This window comes from Aeoliella straminimaris, assembly GCF_024054565.1.
Classification (GTDB): Bacteria; Planctomycetota; Planctomycetia; order Pirellulales; family Lacipirellulaceae; genus Aeoliella; species Aeoliella straminimaris.
The window spans coordinates 37,988-58,559 of the sequence record NZ_JAMXLR010000087.1 but is presented as its reverse complement, the minus strand read 5'-3'; the positions used below and the strand labels follow the sequence as shown (position 1 = coordinate 58,559).

Genomic DNA, 20,572 nt, shown 5'->3' with positions numbered 1-20,572 from the left:
CGACCGTTAATTGGTATCACTGGAGGGCGGTTGCGGGCCAACCCAGCGGCCGGCCGCGACAGCTACTAGCGTAACAACCAGACAGGCGATGGCGAAAGTGTCGCCCGCACGCAGGTACAGCGTGTCGTGCCCGCCTGGCACCACGTCCACCATCAGCACTTCGGGGTTCATCGGCTGGCTGACAGCCAGCAGCCGGCCGCAGGCATCGACATTTGCCGATAATCCGCCGTTGGCCGCGGCCACAAGCGGCGTGCGGCACTCGATGGCCCGCAAGCGACTGCATGCCAGGTGCATCCGCAGTTCGCTGGAATCATAGAACCAGGAATCGTTGGTCAGGTTCACCAGAACGTCTGGCCGCTGGCCCGCTTCGGTAAGCTGCAGCACCTGGCGGCGGACGACGTGCGGGATGACCGTCTCGTAGCAGATGGTCGGCATGTAGGCCACGTTGTCGATCTCGAACGCTTTGGGCTCGGTGCCGGGCGTGACACCGCCGATGGGAAAGTACTGATAGATCCCCGGCCAGAGGATGCCACCTGGAACGTACTCGCCGAACATCACCAAGTGGTTCTTATCGTAAGTGCCAATGATCTGGCCTTCTCGATCAACGGCCACCGCAGCGTTGTAGACTCTGCCGTTGCCCGGTTTCATCGGAGAAGTGTGCGTCAGATGGTATCGATCGATGCCCACCATCACGGGGACGTCGACGACTTCAACGAACCTCTGCAGGTCGGTCGGGCCGTAGCTCGCGTATTTATCGGCTTCCGTAGTGTCCTGCTCGGCGGATATTTCCGGGTCGTAGGAATACAGCAGAGTGCGAAACGCCCCTTCGGGCCAGACCATCAGGTCGAAGGGTTCGCCACTCTCCTGGGCGATGTCCAGGGCTTCTTGCGATAGCCGGGTGTAGTGATCCATCACACGTTTTTCGCGATCGGGGTCGGGCGTCCACACCGCCCGCTCGTTGCCTTGCACCAGGGCGATGCGTTTGGTGGGGGCATCGTCGGCGGTGGTGAACTCCGCCAGCTTTGCTCCGCCGTACCACCATGCGCCCCCCACCGCGGCGGCGGCGATCAGCGTTGCTGCGATTGGCGACCAGCCAGGCTTGCGCGACTGGCGGTCGGCAAAGATCACCTCGCTGGCGCACGCGGCCACTAGCATGATCAGGGTCGACACCAAGTAAGCGCCAGCCAGGTCGGCGATCTGAATGAGCCGGGACTCCTCGATCTGAGTGTGCCCCAGCGCAGCCATCAGGAATCCACCCAGCAGGTGCGCCTGCAGCCATTCGACGGCAGTCCACACAACCGGCGCGGCGACCCAAACTGGCACTCGCAGTCGATGCACGCTCACGCGAACCGCGGCCACGAACAGTGGCAGGTACACGCCCAAGTACCCGGCCAGGAATAACAGGCCGATGCCGGTGGCTGGATGCGCCAGGCGGATCCAATGGATGGCCAGCAGCCAGTACAGGATTCCGGCCAGCCAAATCTGCAAATACGGTCGCCGGCCCGGCAGTTGCGGGAGCCGGATCAGGTACAACCACGGCAGCGGCGCCACCCAGGCTAGGATGCTCCAGTGCAGCGGCGGTTGCGCCAACACCAATAAGAGGGACCCCAGCGCGGCAAGAATCAAAGGCAACAGGCGCGAGAGAAATCTCGACGCGTCGTCGGGTTGCTCGGGGGAGGTGGACATCCTGTCGCCTGCGAGTGGTGCTGGTTTTCTTCCAGATGCGGGGGGGAGCACGACTAACGAAGCACGGGCGGCTCGTCGTCGGGCGAGGGTTCGGTGGACTGCTTCAGCCACTGGCCAACCCCACTGTGCAACTCGACCACCGCGTCGGTCAATTCAGCGGGCTGGTCGCTATCGGCCAGGTTGTTTTGGAAGGGCTGCCACACGCTCTCGGGCAGGCCGGCCCTGACAGCGGCGGCCGACACCGAACCGCTGATCGAGTGCTTCAACTGCGGCCGGCTTTCGGCCACGGCCAACAGCAGGTTGCTCTTGAAGGCGACTTCCACCAGCGCGGCGTCTTCCATGCCGTACTTGTCCCCGGCATCATGGCCCAATTGCCGACCCACGGTGAGCAATTGCCTGAGCTGTTCGGCCGACCCGGGCTCGGTTGTCTTCAGTTTGGGCAATTCGAGTTCAAGCGCCTCGGCGGCAGCGCCCAATTCGGTTTCGATGTCCGCCCCTTCGACGTTGGGAGCCACCAACAAGTAACTCAACCGCGACGCCAGGTGCCACACTTGCTGACGAGGATCCAACGGCTCCAGCTCCATCGGTTGCGGGGCCTGCCACTCGGGCGTGTCGGCCGATGCCACGGCGGGAGGTTGGGGCTGGGGCTCCGCTTCACGCGTTGGCTCTGGCTCGGGCAATTCGACCACGGGCTCGGCGATCTCGGGTGCCGGCAGTTCGGCGGCGGGTGCGGGAGTCTCTGGCTCAGTGGTTGGCGCGGCCCACGCCAAGTCTGGCGACTCCGTCGAAACGATCGGCGCAGGGTCCTCTCGCGCTGGTTCTTCGGGCTTCGGTTCTTCCCGCACTGGGTAGCGGGGCGCCAGTTCGGTAGCGACGGGGGGATCCGGTGTTTCCTCGCTTGCGGTCTGCCAAGGCAGCAGATCGGAGATGGGCGTTTGCCTGGGCGGCGTCATGTCGGCCAGCGGGGCAGGCGTAACCGCTTCAACGCGGGGCGTTTCCTCCGCGCTCGGCACTACGTCCGTCAAGCGCCGCGAACCCACCATCGGGTCCAGGTTCGCCGGCGGTGTATCGGCCAACGTCTCGGGCTCGGGCGCCGGCTCGGTGGTTTCCGGTTCTGCCGGTTCCTCGGGCTCTGCAGCCGGGGTGTCGGAGCCCATGATGATGGACTCGAATAAATCGTCCTCGGCGTCCGGCTCCTCCGCATCCGCTAAAGTGTCGTTGGGCGGAGTGTCGGCTTCCTCGACTACCGTTGTATCTGTCACGGTGGTGCCGAAGGGCTGCGGGTCCGTCTCCTCGGCAACGGGCTCCTGGGGGCCATCGTTCACATCCGCAAACAGGTCGGGCGGCTCCGAGTCGGCCGACACCGCAGCGTCATCGGTCGAATCGATGGCGGGGTCCGGCTCCGGCTCTGGGGTGGTGGACTCGTCAAACAGGGAAAACTCCGGCGCCGCTTCCGGCGGGTCGCTGTCGGCTGGCGGAGATGGCTGCTCGCTGGTCGCGGCAGATTGCCCCTCGGCGGCGGGGTCGTATCGAATATCCGACCAGCACCCGGGCGAAACAAGCATCATCACAATCAGGGCCAAAACCAGCTTTAATTTGGCCGGCGGGCGAACCGATCGGCCTACACTACGTAGGACGGAGAGTGTTTTCGCCGGTGCTCTGTGAAATTGGGGTTCTTGCATATTCGCAGCACGAGTGCTTTGCCAGATTGAATTGTTTGCGTGCGAGGAAACGTAACCTGTTCGCACATTTCGGGATGCGTCGAATCGCATCCAGACGTCACTCCGTTTCAAAGCACTAAGTTTTTGCCCCTGCACTCCATTCGGCCCATAATCGCGCTCACTTCGCTGCCAACCACGCTGCCGCTATCTCCAAAATGCCGCTCCTTGGTATGAAAGTCAACCGCAGACAGTTTATCCGATCGGCCAGTCTCTGTAGCCTGGGGGCAGCCGGAGTTGCCGGTTTTTACACCTGGAGGGTGGAACCGCACTGGGTGGATGTGGTGCAGCGGCAGATGCCGCTGGCTAACCTGCCCGATTCGCTGGTGGGGAAGCGGCTGGTGCATATCACCGATTTGCACGTCGGCCACGTGGTGGAATACGACTATCTGCAGCGGGCCATCGATCAAACGGCCGAACTGCAGCCTGACCTGGTGATGGTTACCGGCGACTTGATGACGGCCCACCACACCGAGTGCATCGAACCGGCCGTACGTTTGCTCAAACGCTTGAATCCAGATAACTGCGCCATTTTCGTCACGCCGGGCAACCACGACTATGGCCTTCACGTGGCGCAAGATCAGGTTGTCACGATGCTGTTCGACGAGCTTCGCAAGGTTGGCATTCATGGCTTGCGAAATGAGCAAATCGACTACCAGGGCCTGCAGATCGTGGGTTGCGACGAGTGGATGGCGCGGCGATTCCACCCACAGAAGGCATTCGCTCAGTTCGATGTGTCTCGCCCCGGCATCGCCCTGACACACAATCCCGATACGCTCGACATGCCGGGTTGGGATGGATTTGAGGGTTGGGTTCTGGCGGGCCACACCCACGGAGGACAGTGTCGACTGCCCTACTTTGGGGCCCCCATCCTACCCATCCAGAATCGACGCTACGAAGCGGGCGAGGTGGAAGTCGACTCCGTGCGGCGGCTGTACGTTAATCGCGGGCTGGGCTACACCCATCGCGTGCGATTCATGTGCTCGCCCGAAATCACGCAGTTCGACCTGACGGCTGCGGTCTAGTCGAGGCGGGCCGCTACAACCGCTTCCATCCGAGTCTTACGATTTACGGTAACAACCGTCGTACCGTGAGCTGATCCGCAGCGGCAACTGGTGGATCGCCTTCTTTTCGCAACTGGCTCGACGCCGCGGTTGGACACCAGGGGTGCCGCAAGACATGTATTTCAGTGGGGGGAGAACTGCGCGCCTCCACTGCAACGAATCGAGTCTGGCGGAAGAGAACTTATGAGTGCCTTGCCATCGTCGCTGTCGACAGCGGCCGATCCCGAAATGGCTGCCACCGTGGCGGCTTCCACGGCCACGCCGGTGCCGAAGCTACCACCTGCGCCGCGCGAACCACGCACGCTGGCCGAGGCGGGATTGGGCGAATCGCAGCTCGAGGCCCTGGTGCTCAAGCACCTGCTGCACCACGGCAACTCCACCGGCACTCAAACGGCTACCAACCTGGGACTCACGCGATTGTTGGTGGACCAAGCGCTCGAGCGGCTGCGCGACGAGTTGCTGGTAGGCATCAAGAATGCAGCCGGGATGGGCGACTACCTGTACCAGCTGAGCGAAGCCGGCTTCGCCCGCGCCAATCAACACCTGGCACGCTCCACCTATGTGGGCACGGCGCCGGTGCCGTTGGCTTCGTATGAAGCCGCGATTCGGCACCAGTCGATTCAGAACACAAAGCTGAGCCTCGACCAACTCACGGCCGCGTTTGCCGACCTGCGACTGTCGCCCAAGATCCTCAGCCGCATCGCCCAGGCGATCAACGACGGCCGCGGCATGTTTCTGTTCGGCAATCCAGGCAATGGCAAGACCACCATTGCCGAGCGAATCTGCGACGCCTTTGGCGAATATCTGTGGATTCCGCGGATGGTGTACGAGGGGGGCGACCTGATTCGCTTGTTCGACCCCAACTGCCATCACCCCGTGGACCTTTCGCACCTGGAGGGCGTTGCGTACGACCGCCGGTGGGTGCTGATCCGCCGCCCCACGGTTGTAGTGGGTGGCGAACTAACCCTCGAGCAGCTCGACGCCAGCTACAACGCGGCCTCGGGCATCAGCGAGGCCCCCGTGCAGATGAAGGCCAATGGCGGCGCGCTGGTGATCGACGACTTTGGCCGCCAACGTGTCAGCAGCACCGACATACTCAATCGCTTGATCGTCCCGCTGGAAAAGCAGTTCGACTTTCTGAACCTGGCCAGTGGCCGCCAGCTTCAGATTCCGTTCGACATGCTGTTTGCACTCTCCACGAACCTCGAACCACGCGAACTGGTGGACGAAGCGTTCCTGCGGCGGATTCCCTACAAGATCGAAGTGGACGATCCCACCGAAGAAGAGTTCCGCTCGCTGATTGCCGTGCTCGCGCAGAAAGGCGGATTCCTCTGCCCCGCCGGGGCCATCGATTACCTGATCGAACAGCACTACCAACGGCCGCAACGTCCGCTGCGATTCTGCCAGCCGCGGGATCTGCTGCGCCAGATCAAGAACTACTGCGAAGTGCATGAGCTGCCGCTGGAGATCGACACCGACTGCATCGACGTGGCGGTGGAGAACTACTTCGCCACGCTGTAGCCTTCAAGTCGTGCACAAGCTACGGCGGGCCATTACTTCGCCGCCAGCGATCAGCGCGAAGGCCGCGATGGCCAGCAGCACCAACATGTCGCTCCACGGCACTTCGCCCGATTGTAGCACCAAGGCGGGACGGTAGTATTCCAGGACGCCGAGAAACGCCACGCGTTGCGCGGGCGGCCAAAGCTGTGCGGCGAAGTTGAGCAGAAACGACCCCAGCACCAGGGCCAACACGATGGCCACCGCACGGCCGCGATGGCTGCACAACGCCGAAACCAGAAAACCGACTCCCCCCACTGCCAGGTACAGGCAGTAGAAGTTCGCCATGATGATGAGCGACGATTGCAGGTCGGGCCGCATGTCCGCTGGCATGACTGGCGCCATCGCGCGGTGCCCGGCAAATCCCATGGCAATGACCAATACTCCGGTGGCCAGCAGCATCACGACTTCGCAGGCATAGACGAGTCGTCGCGAGACCGGCAGCCCCAGCAGGAAATCGATCGTCCCCCGGTCGACCTCGCCGGCCGGCACACGCGTGGACAGGTTGATGGCCTGCGTCCACACCAGCGCCAGCACGATTGGATGAACCCACAGCACCGACGCCATGGCGCGGGCCGTCAGTTCCTTTCCCACCTCGGTGCCGAGTAGCGCGCTCATCATCGTTTGGGCAAAGGGCAAACGCTCGAACACGTCGCCAAGCTGCATCTGCACCTTGGGAATGAGAAAGGTAAGCAGCATGTTGGCCCCGGCCAGGCCCAGGCCGATCAGCAGCGTACTGACCCACAGTTCGCGGAGCGTCTTTTGCAGCAATCCACGCATCAGGTGCCCTCTTCCCCCACGTGGTACAGTCGATGGAACACCGACTCGAGATCGGGACGCCCGATGCGAATGTCGACCAGCGGCTGCTGATAGGCCCAGGTAACCAAGGGAGGAGTGGTTCCCTCCAACTCGCAGCGGCAAACCGCGCCCCGGCGTTCGACCACCTGCAAGAAGTCGGGCAGCACAGCGGCGCTCGCCGCGTGCTCGTCGCCGTACTGCAACTCTACCACTCGTGGCGCCCGGTGGCGAAGCGCGTCGAGCGACTCATCGACAATCACCTTGCCACGGCGAACAATCGCCACGCGGTCGCACAAACTTTCGACTTCGCTAAGCGTATGACTCGAAAAGAACACGGCCGCCCCTGCTGCGGCCGCTTCGCGGACCAGATCGGCCAGCCGCGATTGCATCAACGGGTCGAGCCCCGAAGTCGGTTCGTCCAGGATCAGCAGCCGCGGCCGGTGCGCCATGGCCAGCACCAGCCCCAACTTCTGCCGGGTACCACGCGACATCTTGCGAACCGGCAACGTCGGCTCCAGTTCGAACCGCTCGGCCAATTCACTGGCGCGAGCCGAAATGTTCATGCCCCGAGTTTGCGAGACAATCGACGTGGCCGTTGTCAGCGTCAGCCATGGATACAGTCGCAAGTCGCCGGGCAGGTAGCCGACGTCCCGCTTGAGGCGGGCGCTGTGCCTCCAGCAATCGAGTCCGCCAATTTCCGCCTGACCAGCGTGAGGTCTCAAGAACCCCATCAACAGGCGAATGGTCGTGGTCTTCCCTGCCCCGTTGGGCCCCAGAAACCCAAACACCTCGCCGGCATCCACCGCCAAGTTCACACGGTCCACGCCCAGGCGTGCGCCGTAGCGGCGAGTCAAATTGGTGGTGCGGAGCATCGCCATAGGGCAAATCGTTCGGCTTGGTCGTGCGGCAGGTGTCGTTAAGCTCGGGTGGCGAATTGTTCGGCTTGCCGGGCGATGTCGATCCCCACGTGCGAATTCCACGCGGCCAGAAACTTGTCGTACATAGGCCCAGGCTTCCCCTCACCCACGGGTTGCTCGTCGAGCGACACCACGGGCAGCATGCAGATCGAGGTGCTGGTGAGCCAAACCTCGTCGGCGGCGCGCAACTCGTCGAGCGTGATATCTCGCTGTTCGAGCGGGGCCCCCAATTCTTGGGACAACTCGGCAATCACGGCCACACTTACCCCCGGCAGCACCTTCGAACTTTTGGGGGTCGCCAGTCCCGTCGCCCGATCGTACACCACCAGGTTGGCGGTCGAGCCTTCGCCCACGAAGCCTTCCTGATCGAGCAACACGGCGCGGGCGGCTGGGTTCTGCCCGCGGGCTTCGGCGTCCGCCAGGTAGTAATGCATCCGGCTGCGGCACTTCAGTTGCGGCGGCCAGCAGTCGGGCGGTACCTGCCGATGCCGGCTGACGTAGGTGACGACACCCGTACGAAATTGGGCCGCCCATTCCGCAAACGCCAATGGCGCTCCGTGCACCGCCACGGTGGGGCCATTGCCGCTGCCAGGCGTGGCGAACGTGATCACAGCCCAGTCGTCGCCGGGCGCGAACATCTCCTGATGGCGCTCCATGTACTCATCGAGAGCGTGGTCGATTTCGTCGACGATCCCATCGGCATCCATTCCCACGATCTCGAGCGAGTGTCGCATCCGCGAGAGATGTTCGGACTTGCGAAACAAGCGGCCGCCGAAGGTTCGCAGTCGCTCGGTAACGGTGACCCCCATGCTGAACCCCAGATCGCCAATGGGGATTTTCATCTCCCCTTCGTCGATCCACTTTCCACAGAAGTACGCAGTGCGCTGAGACATCGAGGCGGCAATCCGGCTACGAGGCGTGCAGGGGCTACAGCATTACAGCAAGGCAACGTCGTGGGCCGCTCGCCGGTCGCAGCGATCAATCCGCGTACATCAAGTGTTGCCACGCCCTGCTCATCGTACGCCCTGTGGCCGTGTACTTGAAGAGGTCGTGCGAGCGCCCCACGCAGTTGGCACAGTCGTAGCACTCGATTTTCTTGCGATCCCCGCGTGCTAGCGATGTGGGGCCACGGAGTCCCATCGCCTGAGGATTGCAGTTTTTCGGCACCAGAGCGTAGAACCGCATGGCCGGATCGAGGTGGTTGTTCAGCATCACCAGGTGCTCGATCTGGCTCATCGCCAGGCGGTGATAGCCGTGCGGCCCAAACCAGCAGGAGTGCGTGGCCGCAGCGATAAACAACACCCGCAGCGGACGATGCTTGTCAGGCGCGGCATCGGGCAGCGACCTCCCACTCAGATCGCCGCCTGCCCGCACATGCAGGGCCCCGCCCACGATGCGAGCGCCGTAGCTGTAGCCGATCAGGCTGATGGGAACTTCGGGCGGCATCTGATTCAGAATCCAGGCCAACTGCCAACCGACAGGCTGAGTTCGGGCTGCCTTCACGCGGAAGTCGTACAGCAGTCCGTCAATCTCCGTTGCCGGCCAGGAGAAGATCACGAACCGCATGGGGCGATCGTCCGTCGCGCGATGAATCAGCTGGCGATACACTCGCAGCGCCCGATCGCGGGCCATGCCTGGGTCGACCTTGTTACCGTGCACATGGAACACGGTAACCATGTCCTCGCCCGGCGCCGTGGTGAGGCGAGACAGGTCCGAGTCGACCCACTGGCGATTGCCTTCTTCGTCGCTTACCACGTACTCGCGAACGATCATCTTCGCGGCAAGCGTCGCCGCGTCGGTGCTGCAGCAGGCGGGGCGGACGTTGACCTCGATGACTTCGTCGGTGGGGCGGACGCCATAGCATCCAGCAACCACTGGCGCGCAGAACACCAACGACAAGCACGTGGCAGTGGCCAGTGCGGCCAGGCGATGGGCGGGGAGAACACGCATGGTGGGCGGGGCAGGTGTGGCAGGGGCAGACGGATTATCCATCGGATTTACCGCACGCTGCTCGCCACCCCAAGTGCCGCAAGGTCTGATGGAATAGGAACTTCCGCCTGTGCGCAATGTGCTAGCAGCGCCATTTTGGAACCGTTGGTAGGACTTGTAACGGTTAGCCCAATCTTGGGGGCCAAGCAAGGCAACACCGGGCGCCGCGTGTTGAAAAAAATCACCGGTTGCATTTGCACCTCACAAGCCATGAGGTACGTTTCCCTGACGCGACATCTCGCCCGCCATGGAACTCACCACGGCCGCTGCGGGAGTCGCCGCCCGCCCTAAGCCCCTCCCTATAGTTCGCCTTGGCGGACTCCCACCTCTCGCCTTACCAAGCCGACCACCGGCAAGTTCCCCTGCACCACACGGAACCCTTGGTCGAGGCAAGGAGCTACCAATACTATGAAACGTATCGCCCTGTTGCTGGCCGTCGGACTGATTGTCACCAGCTTTACTGGCTGCGGCTGTTGCCGTCGCATCCGGGGAGCCATTTGTCCGGGAGCCTTTTGCGGATCGCGTGCGCCCGTGATGGGTTCCGTTCGGGCCCCGGCACCGGCGCCCATTGTGATGCCTCCACAGGTGGTGACGGCGCCGCCCGTGGTGCAAGCGCCGCAATATGTCCAACCGCGGGTAATCCGTCCTCAGATGGTTGCCCCGCAGTGCGTGCCTTGCTGCCCTTGCCCCTGCCCCACGGTGTGCGACCCCTGCTGTCCCCCTGCCAACGAATGCTGCACCGGCTACGGCAGTACGTGCTGCGATTCGGGTTGTAACGTCTGCGACAACGATTGCGGTTGCAACGCCCCGTTTGGCATCCAGGTGGGTCCGGGCGAGTACTTCGGTGGTGTCCAGGACGCTGGTGGCGAATGGCAAGGCTCTCGAGCCCCCACCGACGCTGGACCTGACCCTGGCCCTGCAGAATAACAACCTCCCTCGCACAGTCCGGGCCACCACCTCTCTCCCACTCCAGGTGGCTCACGCGGAATGCTTCGTCCCCCCGTACGACATTCCGCCGATCAGGCCACCCCGCCCTTCAGACGCAATCCTGAACGTCTGAAGTCGAGCGGGGTGGCTGCTTTTACGCGCCCCGCGACAGGCTGCAAGGTACAATGGAAAACGGGCCGGCTGCCTCCATCGGCACCCGTCCGCCCCCGCTCTACCTCGCGCCTCGCACCACCTGGGAGACCCATGTTTGTTCGCGCCGCCACCTTGCTGTTCGCCTGCTCGATGACCACCGCCGCGATGGCGCAATTGCTGGACGAGTCTGCCGGCAAGACCGATCCATCCCGCGTCGCCAAGCAAGAGGTGTTCACGTTTCGCGTCGGGGCCGAGATCACCGCCGCGCGTGGCTCGTGCCGCGACATCCGCGCGATGGTCGCTATCCCCTTTGCGTGCGACGAACAGAAGGTCCGCCGGATCGACGAGGAGTTCAGCCGCCACGTCGACAAGGTACGCTATCGCGATCTGGATGGCGGGGCCACGCAGATGCTCATCACGGTGCCCATGCTCACTTCGGGCCAAACCGCCCGCGCGGTGGCCACCTTCGAAGTGACCACCGACGTGATTAATCCTCCCGAAGAAGAGGACACCGTCGACCTGGTGGTTCCCAGCCGACCCGAACGCCAGGTGCGAAAGTACCTGTCCGAGAGCCCGATGATCGAAAGTCGCAACGGCAGTATCGTCTCGCTCGCCCGCGATTTGTGGCGCGACGCCGAGACCGAAGCCAGCGAAGACGGCGACCCCACCGACTGGCAGAAGATCGAGTTCCTGTACGACTACATGCTCGACCACATCCAGTACTCCGAGGGCACCGATAAAAGCGCCCTGAACACCTTGCGCGATGGCAAGGCCGACTGCTTCGGCCGCAGCGCGTTGTTTATAGCGCTCTGCCGGGCCAACAAGGTGCCGGCTCGCGTGGTGTGGGTCGACCAGCACTGTTATGCCGAGTTTTACATGGAGGACGCCGAGGGCGAGGGGCAATGGTTCCCCATCGAGTCGGCCGGCACCCGCTCGTTCGGTGGCATGCCCATCGCCCGCACCATCCTGCAGAAGGGCGACAACTTCCGCGTGCCCGAACGCCGTGGCGAGCGACTGTTCTACGCCTCCGACTACCTGATGGCCCTGCCTGTAGGCAAAAGTGGCAAGCCGAAGGTGAAGTACATTCGGGAAGTAGTGGAATGAGTAGGTGAGTAGGTGGCGCGGCTTGGGAGCGGGCGTCGCGTTGACTCTACCCCTGGCCCGCCGCTCGCTACTGGCTGCCGGCCACGATCAGTGCTTCGATTTCCTCGATGGCCCCCATCCCGGCCACACGGGTGACTTCTTTGCCATCGGGGCCGTACAGAATCAGCGTCGGAAAGGCCCGGACGGCCATCTGCGTCAAGGCGTGACTGCCACCGTAGGCCACGGGCCAGGTGAAACCGGGCACCGATTCGATGACTCCTTCCAAATCCTCCATGGCCGTGGCGTCGTCGTCGGCCAGGCCGATCATCGCCACTTCGTCCTCGGGCCATTGTCGGCGGAACTCAGCCAGCTCCGGCATCGAGGCAATGCAGGGCCCACACCACGTGGCCCAGCAGTCTACTACGACCCACTTGCCATTGAGATCTTTGGTCGTGGGCGGTTGGTCGGTATTCAGCCACCCTCCCACCAGCACCGTCGGCAACGGCGCCGGCAATGGTTCTTGCGGCCGCCCTCGCCACTGGACGACGAGCGCCAGGGCCGCTATGGCGACCAACGCGACAACAAACAAGGTGCCGGATGTGACAGGTGGTTTGGACATGGAGTTAGCGAGTGGTTAGGCGTTCGGTCGGAGTTGGTGGTTTCCGCAACGTACACACGGCGAAAACCAGCCACGATGCCATTCAGCCTAGCAGCGCCGCAGCGTGCTCGCTACTCGGACCTCGCGCCACGCACCTGGGAAGCTCGCTATTCGATTCTCCGCCTCAACAGGATGGCGTCCTCGACATTGACGTCGTCGCCCGGCTTGAAGGCCACCGGACGGGTGCGGTCGACGATGTAGAACGCCCGATGCCGATCGACGTTGCCGATCTCGCTGCCCAGTTCCTTGCCCAACTGGTAACCCTGTGGGTAGACCTTGTTGTACAGGGCGCGAGCACGATCTGCGTCTCGCCCGGCCTGGTTCATGAACTTGGTCCGCACCGAATTCTCATCGTCTTCCCAGTTGGGTGCGGCTGTGACTTCGAAGTACCCTACCGTTACCCAGATGGCGAACACGCCACTGCGGTTGGTGGTCATGTTATCGATTCGCGTGAGCGGACCGTAATGCATCGCGCTATTGCGGGTGGCATCGATGGCCGTCGTCGAGCACAACTCGCTGAACAGCGGCACGGAGGCCTGATCCGAAGTTCTTCCTCCAGCGGTCACTTTGACAAAGGGGTTGCCATCGTTGTTGCCCGCTTCGCGAGCATCCCCCACCAGACCGTTGCCGTTACTGTCTCCACCGCCCCACGCTAGACCGGCTCCCGGCTGGTAGGGGTGCGAGCGGTACATCGAGGCCTCGGAACCGCCTTGAATCATTGCCGACAGCGGTACCAGGTCGCCTGCTTCACCACTGCGGAATGGATTGCCAAAGAAGGTGGGGCTGTTGCTGTGCAGCACCAGATCCACGCGGTCGACACCGCCCGGAGAGATGCCATTGGGGTAAACCGAGTCGGCGTAGCCGCGGCGGCTCAGCACCACGTCGCGCCAGGCGGGTCCAAAGTGACCATACGACGGGGCGTTGCCGTTGGTGTATTGCACAGGATCGAGATCCTGCACGCGATGCATCAAACCATCGAACACGCTGGACCACACGGACAGGTTCGTCGTGCCATCCACGAAGCGAGCGGGACCGCTCGAGGAAGTGCTGGCGGCCAATCGCTGGCTGACAACCGTGTTCAGGTTCACCTTGCCCGGCTCACGATAGTTGGGCACCCGGTTGAACGGGGCCAGGTAGCCCACGCGCGGATCGTCTTCGCTGTTGACGTTGGCCAGGTTGAACGTGGTGGGAGTCAGCAGCGTGTCGGTCGCTACGAAGCGGCTCGGCGTGTGGACGTAGTCCAGGATGCGGTGGAAGTTCGGCGCGCCGACGGGAACGGGATTCCCGTTGGTATCCTGCAGGATTCGTGCGGGATACCTCGACGTTTGCATCATGTTCAGCAATGCGCCAAAGCCGGCCACGTGCGATTTGTACCGCGCGGCGTTCGTCTTCTCGGCATCCACCGTGAGACTCTGCATGCCGTCGTCGGCAAAGTCGGCTTCAATATCGGCCGCGCGGACCCGGGTGTTCGACGCATTTCGCGCGCCCTCATTGGTGTAGGGATCGCTTTGCGCGATGGGATTCATTACCGAGAACTTTCGCAGCAGTTCCATCGTCCCCCAGGCCGGCACCTGCAGCAATTCGCTTTCGCTCACGAACGGCCGGTTGGTCCAATTCAGCCAGGGATAGGTCGAAGCCACACCCGTGGTGGTGTCGGGACGCGGGGCGCCCAAGGCGGTGCCCATGGTTTGTTGATTGCCATCGTTGCCCGCCAAATCGGTCGGATCGGTAACAGCGGCTGCCAGATTGGCCTCTGGCCGGATATAGAATTCTCCCATCGCCTCGTTCGGCAGGCCGAGCGAGTGCTTGAAGAAGTAATCGTTGTGGTTCTCGCGAATGCGATGCTCCTTCTCGACACTCTCCGGCATGTTACGACGCTGCGTCGAGAGGGCCGTGGTCGATTCATTCGGCAGCAACTGTTCAGGGGCCATGAAAAAGTCCTGATCGAAGATGGCCCGTTGCTGGACGGCGAAGCTGCCACCGGCCTCCTGTGCCGAGCGTTGCGATTCGTGCATCCGCTCACTCGAACCGAACATCCGGTTCGCCGAGGTCTGAATATTCACGCTGCAAGTACCGTTGAAGATGGTCAGATCGACCGAGGCCGAATCGACCGTCAGGTAGGGATTCACTGGCAGCGAAGCATCATGGCGGCCATACTCAGCTCGTTGTTGATCGATTTCGTTGTAGCCTGGCGGAGGATTCCACGGCATCGTGGGATCGGCCAGCCGCTGCAGGTGGACCACGCGGTACTTCTTGTAGGTCTTGGGCGAGTCGACAGCCGCGGTAAATTCGGGGTCGACGTCGAAGGGAGTGTCGAAGTGGGCTTCCTCCCCGGCTGCGTTGACGAAGGCGCCTTCGCCTTCGGCCGCTTGGGGACTCCACTGCTGGCCTTCATCGCCCGAGTTTACCTCCAACTCGAACAGCTCTCGCGTCCTTACCCCATAACCGTAAGCCGGTTCGCTGATGTTCATGTCGTCCACCGGCACCACCACGGCGGGGGCCGCGATGTTGGAAGTACTGGCCAGCAGCTTACCACTCGGTTCGCCGGTCATGTTCTCGGGAGGAGCCGGATTGGTGGGATCGTTGTTGGCGGCAACGTACATCAACTCGTTCGATCGCCGGGTGATTGCGGTACCGTTGGGGAAGACACCACCATTGGCGCCAACCACCCACTGCTGCAGGTAGGGGTTCGACGAGGGGTGCATCTCGAAGCGTCGAGTCCCAGGCAGGGCGTTTTTGTGCTGCAGGTCTTCGGTACGCGCCTTGGGAGTACCGGCGCCCCCCATCACGTTGCGACCCAACGTGGTAACAAACCGCCAGCGATCGTCGCCGTTGTCGGGATCGACTTGTCGCAAACCAGTGTAAGCGGTGCCAGCCGAGCCGATCACCGCGTAGCGGCCCGGCATCACGGGGGCAATCGGCATGTCGGGCCGCCCCGTCTTCAGTTCCGTCGACACAAAGCGGAACGGTAGCGATACCAACTGGTTACCGAGCTCTATCGAATTGAACGGGATGCGGACACCCATATCCAGGTAGAAGTCCTTCAATTGTCCCTTGTCGATGTCGTGGTACGTACGGGCGGTACCCACCATCTTGGTCGGGTTGCCACCACCCGGCTTGCGGTTCTGGCCAAAGTAAGGAGTGTTGTTCGAGGTGAAGTAGAACTCTCTTTCAATGTACGGGTAGGGCTTCGCAAACAACTGGCGGTCGAAACTGGCCTGTTGATTTTCGGGGTTGTTGGCGTTCACATTCTCTTCGCTGGTGCGTTCCTGCTGCCAGCACGACATCGGCCAGCGAACCGTGGCCTGCCCTGGCGTGAAACCTCCCTTGAGCAATGGCGGGATGAAGAACATCTCTTCCCAGTCCATATTCATCGGCGCGAGGTATGGAATCTGGTCGCGCTCGGTGCCGGCGGCTCGCATGGCTTGCCAGTAGTCGGCCACCGATTCGGGGCGGTTCGGCGAACCGGTTTGCAGGTTGCCAACACTCGACTTATTGTCGTCCCGGGTGACGTAGGCCTTATCCTGGCCCGTGAAGTCGTGATAGCCGGGGTGCTCCTCCACGACGATCAACCGCCAGACCGGCGAGCGTTGCAGCTTGCCATTGGCCCGCTCCAGACGCCCCACGTCCGAAAGACGGTTCAGCAGAACGCCTTCGATCTGCTCACCCGGATCGAATCTATTGTTTTCATTCAGGTCGACCCAGTGGTACTCGTCTAAATCATTGATGTCACCATCACCATTGCGATCGACAGGATGTCTACGGTAATCCCCGTGTCGATAGAGCTCTACTGGCTTGGGAGAATCGGGAGAGTTAGGATTGTAGAGTTCGACGTACAGCGAGCCGCGTGGTTCCAGACGTTGATCCAGATCGTCATCTTGGGGCCGATTCTGGTCGTTGTCGGTGGTCGTGTTGTCGCCCTTGGACTCGCTGGTCGCCAGGTCTTCCAAACGCAGGTCGTGGAAGGCGGCCGTTTCGCTGATCAACAGCTCCGGTCGTTCCGCGCCCCACACGATGTTGTGGGTGGCCAGTTCGTCGCGTTGTTGATTGCTGCCAGGGCCGTAGGTGGGGATCGGGTTGGTGACGATCTTGATGCCGTCGTTGGACATGTTTTCCCAATCGATGACCTGCTGGAAGTTCTCGTTGGTGGTCGCATCGCCGTCGAGCGGGAAGTAAGTATCATCCGTCGGATCGTCTGGCGTGCCGTTGTCGTTGATGGTGCCCCAGCCGTCCCAGGGATTCTCGTCGAACTCGAACGGGGTATTGATGGCGTCCGAGTCGCGAAAGTCGACGCAGTTCACCGCCCATTGGGCGATCTGGCGATAGGTGTAGCGGCGCTGGGCTTCAAGCTTCGCCTGGGCATCCGTCATGCCGTTGATGGACGAAGACTTGAGCTGGATGGCCTTTACCCGCAGATAGGCGCGGACCGAAGGATCGGACGGGTCGTACGGCATCACGTAGTCCTCGTCCATCAAAATCAGCATCAGCATGTAAAGATGGCGGGCGTATAGCTGCCGCGCGAGGTGCGCGTCGTTGCGCACGGTGGGGGGCACATTCACGTCTGGGCTGCCATCGCCATCGACATCGACTTGCAGTTCAGCGGCCACGAGATCCCGGCGACCGTTGCCATTGACATCGGTAAAGGGAGCCTGTGCCACGTCCTGGCTCATGGTGCTGTCGAGGCGAACGCCGACACCCAGCTGTGCGGCCCACAGGTTGTCGACCGGCGGACTATAGAGACCATTGCCATCGAGGTCGACGAACTGCTCGCCATTGTCCCACACACCATTTTGATTCGAGTCGTTGAAGGGTTCGCCAGCTTCGAGCGGCTCGTCGACGATGCCGTTGCCGTTGTTGTCGACGCCGTCGCCAAACGGACGATTGACGTCCATCTTGTAGCCCGCCAGTACTTCGGGTGGCAACAGTTGTTTGGCGATGTTGTCGAGAATGGAGACTGCCTGCACATTGTTCCAGTTGTAGATCGGCAGTCCACGACGCTCGCGGTCGCGCTGAATGCGATACCACAGCACGTCCACCAACCGCGCATCGGCAACACTCTTGCCGGTATACGACGCAAAGTCGTCCGACCAGGCGGTAAAGTACAGGCCCACGCTCGGCTGAGCCGGATCTTGCACCTGGTACCAGCCAATCTCACCAACATTAGTCCTGACGTTAAACGGCGTTGGATCGTCCGTGGCGCCGTTGCCATCGTCGTCCACACCGGCAATACCAGGTGCGCCGTCGGGACCCAGCTCGGTGATGTAGCTCGGCACCACTTCGGCCGGCACCGGCACCTCGTAGCTGTCGGTGGTCACCTGACGACGGTTCTCGGCCGTCGCCAGCTGGGCGAGCGCCAACTCTTCGGGCGTGATGTTCGCTGAGTTCGAGGCCACCGTCAGGGCGTACTTGTTCGGGTCGAACGCGTCGACGATTTCGTACAGGCGACTCGGCGCGGTGCCGATTTCCGGATCGTACGCGCGCAAGATCCGTTCCAGCTCGCTCGTGGCAAACAGGGCATCGTCCTGCGGAGTAACCGCCCCAGGCAGCCCGCGACGAGCGTTACTTGCCAGGTCGATTTCGTACGGGGAATCGTCCAGCAGCGGAACCAGGGCCTGTCCGCTGGTCATGCTGGCCGGATTCACGAGATCCCAAGCGGGTTCGTAGACCGGCTGCCCCAGATAGTCGAGGCCCGTGGAGTAGCGTCCACGCAGGTCGGGCGAAGTGGCGAACGACGAGGGCTGCGAGAACAGCGTTACGCCCAACCGCTCCGATCGCATGCGATCGGCCATGGGGTACTGGAAGAAATCGTAGGGCACCATCGGCTCACGCGTAGCTGCCACGGTGCTGAGGTTCGTGGAATCGAGCACCATGCCAGGCCGCGAGTTCACCCCCAAACCGACGGTGGTTCCCAATCGTCCCCAGATGGCATCCGAATTCGGATCGGCAGGCAAACGACCGAACAATAGCCGGGCGTAATCGTCCATGGCTGGATTTCCAATACTCGCGAATGGATAACCACCGGTGTACGCCTGCGTCAGTGGCGACAGGATCGACCGCAGCGAAACATCGCCAGGGCCCCAGCCCATGCCGACGGGCATGATGTTCGAGGTCCACACGATCGGCGTGTTGCCCAGTCGCGATTGATCCCCTCCCGCCATGTTGCCCAGGTTGCCGGTCACGTTCATGAGCGGATCGCAATTCGTCGCCGCGAGGTGATCGGGCGAGCCGTGGGCGTTGACGTTCAGGCGGTTGTCGAGATCGACAACCAGGAAGGCGTACATCGCCTTGAACAGCGTGCCGTTTTCGGTCTCCTGCACCGGATCGCCAAGGTCGACCCAGATGCTGTCGTTGATGCCATCGTTGTCGTTATCGACGTCCCACGGACCCACCACGTCCCAACCAAAGAAGTTGTCTGTGCCCGGTATCGTACCGACGAAAGACGTTGACGGATTGGTACCGTCGAAGTTGGGATGATCTTCGCGCAACGGACGAAGCGACACCCTGCGTTTGACTCCGACAATCATATCCGCTGCAGCAGCTTCTGCAGCGTCCGATGGTCGTGTCGCAGCGTCTACACCATACGGCATCGAAATCAATTCAGCACGCCGGCCGACGTCGATGCTTTGCATCCACGAAGCGTTCAACAGACGATGGTTCCAATAGTTCAGCAGCGCGGGACGATGGAACGACGGAATGATCGTGTTTTCCATGTCCAGCCGCATGCCGCCGGAGGGAGGATTGGAGTTGTTCTGGCTGTCGAATGCGGCCAGATCCACACGCATCGGGCCGCCACCGGTCGTGCTGTTGACGAGTACTCCCGCCTGCGACAAAGGCGACAGCGGCATGTGCGCCAGAAACATGTTCTGGTAGTCCACGGCGTCGTAAGATTCATCGCTGCCACCGGGGCCATCGAAGCTGGTGTACAGCACCTGGTCGCCTGCGGCACGATAGCCAAACGGCTGATAAGTACCGTTGAGAATCGAGCCCAGGCTCGAGACCGTGTCGCCGATATTGCTATCGGCATACCAGAACGGGTCCATGTACCGACCGTTGGGTGTCAGGGCCAGTTCCAACGCGTCGATCGGCGTACCGGAACCGCCTTGATCGAGCAGGACCTCCACGGTGCTCAGTCGCGGCTGGCCTCGCTTGGCAAAGCGGTTGTAACCGGCGCCGGTTCCATTGTGGGGCCGGCCGTTCACCATGAAGCGGGCCCGCTGCATGCCGGCCAGATCGTCGGGCGTGAGCTCACCACCATCGGCCCGACCGAAGGCCATCACGCGAAGGCGAAACACCGGCGCACCGGCGCCATCGAGTCCCATGTAGCGGTAGTCGAGAATCCGCGTTGTCTGCCCGGCGGCCGCGCCGTCGAGCATCGTCAGCAGGCAACCGTTGTAGTACCCCGTGGCGGCGGACAAACTGTGGTCGATGGTCGTGCCATTGGGATGGCGATCCAGCTTGATCACGTTCTCCGGCAGCGGAAGCATGCTGGTGACGGGCAAGTCGCGAACGTACAGGTCGATGAACTGCCCGTTCGTGGGGCCGAATTTGGTCGCGTTAGGAGACGAAGCGAACTGGGCGGTGCCAGAGTACTCGCACGGATAGATGGTGCTGTCAGGGTACACTTCGGCCACGAACCCATCGGTGCCGTACATGTCGCGCAGCAGGCTGTGGAAGCGGATCGCGCTCGACGGATTGTTCGTGTCGCGCAGCACCTGCATCATCGCCCGTTCCATCAGGTCGTACGGGTTGTTCTCGGTGCGATTCTCCTTGGCGGCGGACCGTGCACTCTTGGCATAGAACTGGCTACTCACCAGGAAGGCCGTTCCAAGCAGCAGGAACAGGGCCAGCATGCTCAGCACCACCATCAGCAGCACACCGCGACGGTCGCGGCGGCGCGTGCGGAGAAGCCTCTTCGCGCGGCGAACTTTCAACTGGCGTTGTTGGGCTTGACTCATCTCTCAGTTCCGTAGGTTTTCGCCGCGGTCGACTTGCCAGCGACCAAGCGATGAAGAGGGTATTGAA

Annotated in this window: 12 protein-coding genes; 4 read left to right on the top strand and 8 right to left on the bottom strand. The window is 62.3% G+C overall.

Annotation, left to right across the window (positions count from 1 at the left end):
- Positions 1-6 precede the first annotated feature (6 nt).
- Together lnt and NG895_RS24345 are read right to left on the bottom strand one after the other, a co-directional pair.
- The gene (gene lnt / locus NG895_RS24350) at positions 7-1,686 is read right to left on the bottom strand and encodes an apolipoprotein N-acyltransferase (RefSeq protein WP_252855155.1); all 1,680 of its coding nucleotides are present in this window, start codon (positions 1,684-1,686) and stop codon (positions 7-9) included.
- Between the two features lie 53 nt (positions 1,687-1,739).
- Entirely contained in the window at positions 1,740-3,254 is a 1,515-nt protein-coding gene (locus tag NG895_RS24345; RefSeq protein ID WP_252855154.1) for a hypothetical protein, read from the bottom strand.
- A gap of 308 nt (positions 3,255-3,562) precedes the next feature.
- Here NG895_RS24345 and NG895_RS24340 point away from each other — a divergent pair, with 308 nt between their 5' ends.
- Together NG895_RS24340 and NG895_RS24335 are read left to right on the top strand one after the other, a co-directional pair.
- Positions 3,563-4,429, top strand: coding sequence for a metallophosphoesterase (locus tag NG895_RS24340; protein WP_252855153.1), 867 nt, complete (start codon positions 3,563-3,565; stop codon positions 4,427-4,429).
- A gap of 222 nt (positions 4,430-4,651) precedes the next feature.
- Complete coding sequence (locus tag NG895_RS24335) at positions 4,652-5,989, top strand: ATP-binding protein (RefSeq protein ID WP_252855152.1); 1,338 nt, start codon at positions 4,652-4,654, stop codon at positions 5,987-5,989.
- A gap of 3 nt (positions 5,990-5,992) precedes the next feature.
- Here the strand turns inward: NG895_RS24335 and NG895_RS24330 are convergent, their stop codons facing one another.
- From NG895_RS24330 to NG895_RS24315, 4 genes are all read right to left on the bottom strand, one after another.
- Positions 5,993-6,805 carry an ABC transporter permease subunit gene (locus tag NG895_RS24330; RefSeq protein WP_252855151.1) on the bottom strand — a complete coding sequence of 271 codons (813 nt, stop codon included), beginning with the start codon at positions 6,803-6,805 and terminating at the stop codon, positions 5,993-5,995.
- On the bottom strand, positions 6,805-7,701 hold the full coding sequence (locus NG895_RS24325) for an ABC transporter ATP-binding protein (RefSeq protein WP_252855150.1): 897 nt from the start codon (positions 7,699-7,701) through the stop codon (positions 6,805-6,807). Before NG895_RS24325 ends, NG895_RS24330 begins: the two co-directional genes overlap by 1 nt.
- Positions 7,702-7,739: 38 nt before the next feature.
- The gene (locus NG895_RS24320; protein ID WP_252855149.1) at positions 7,740-8,633 is read right to left on the bottom strand and encodes an aminotransferase class IV; all 894 of its coding nucleotides are present in this window, start codon (positions 8,631-8,633) and stop codon (positions 7,740-7,742) included.
- Positions 8,634-8,718: 85 nt separating this feature from the next.
- Positions 8,719-9,690 carry a hypothetical protein gene (locus tag NG895_RS24315; RefSeq protein WP_252855148.1) on the bottom strand — a complete coding sequence of 324 codons (972 nt, stop codon included), beginning with the start codon at positions 9,688-9,690 and terminating at the stop codon, positions 8,719-8,721.
- Between the two features lie 447 nt (positions 9,691-10,137).
- On the opposite strand from NG895_RS24315, the gene NG895_RS24310 reads away from it, so the two are divergent.
- Both NG895_RS24310 and NG895_RS24305 read left to right on the top strand, forming a co-directional pair.
- Positions 10,138-10,656, top strand: a complete 519-nt coding sequence (locus tag NG895_RS24310; protein ID WP_252855147.1) for a hypothetical protein — start codon at positions 10,138-10,140, stop codon at positions 10,654-10,656.
- Between the two features lie 264 nt (positions 10,657-10,920).
- Positions 10,921-11,913: a transglutaminase-like domain-containing protein gene (locus NG895_RS24305; RefSeq protein WP_252855146.1), complete on the top strand. Its 993-nt coding sequence runs from the start codon at positions 10,921-10,923 to the stop codon at positions 11,911-11,913.
- A gap of 67 nt (positions 11,914-11,980) precedes the next feature.
- On the opposite strand, the gene NG895_RS24300 is transcribed toward NG895_RS24305, so the two are convergent.
- Complete coding sequence (locus NG895_RS24300) at positions 11,981-12,511, bottom strand: TlpA family protein disulfide reductase (RefSeq protein ID WP_252855145.1); 531 nt, start codon at positions 12,509-12,511, stop codon at positions 11,981-11,983.
- A 146-nt stretch (positions 12,512-12,657) separates the two neighbouring features.
- The gene (locus NG895_RS24295; protein WP_252855144.1) at positions 12,658-20,505 is read right to left on the bottom strand and encodes a hypothetical protein; all 7,848 of its coding nucleotides are present in this window, start codon (positions 20,503-20,505) and stop codon (positions 12,658-12,660) included.
- Positions 20,506-20,572 lie beyond the last annotated feature (67 nt).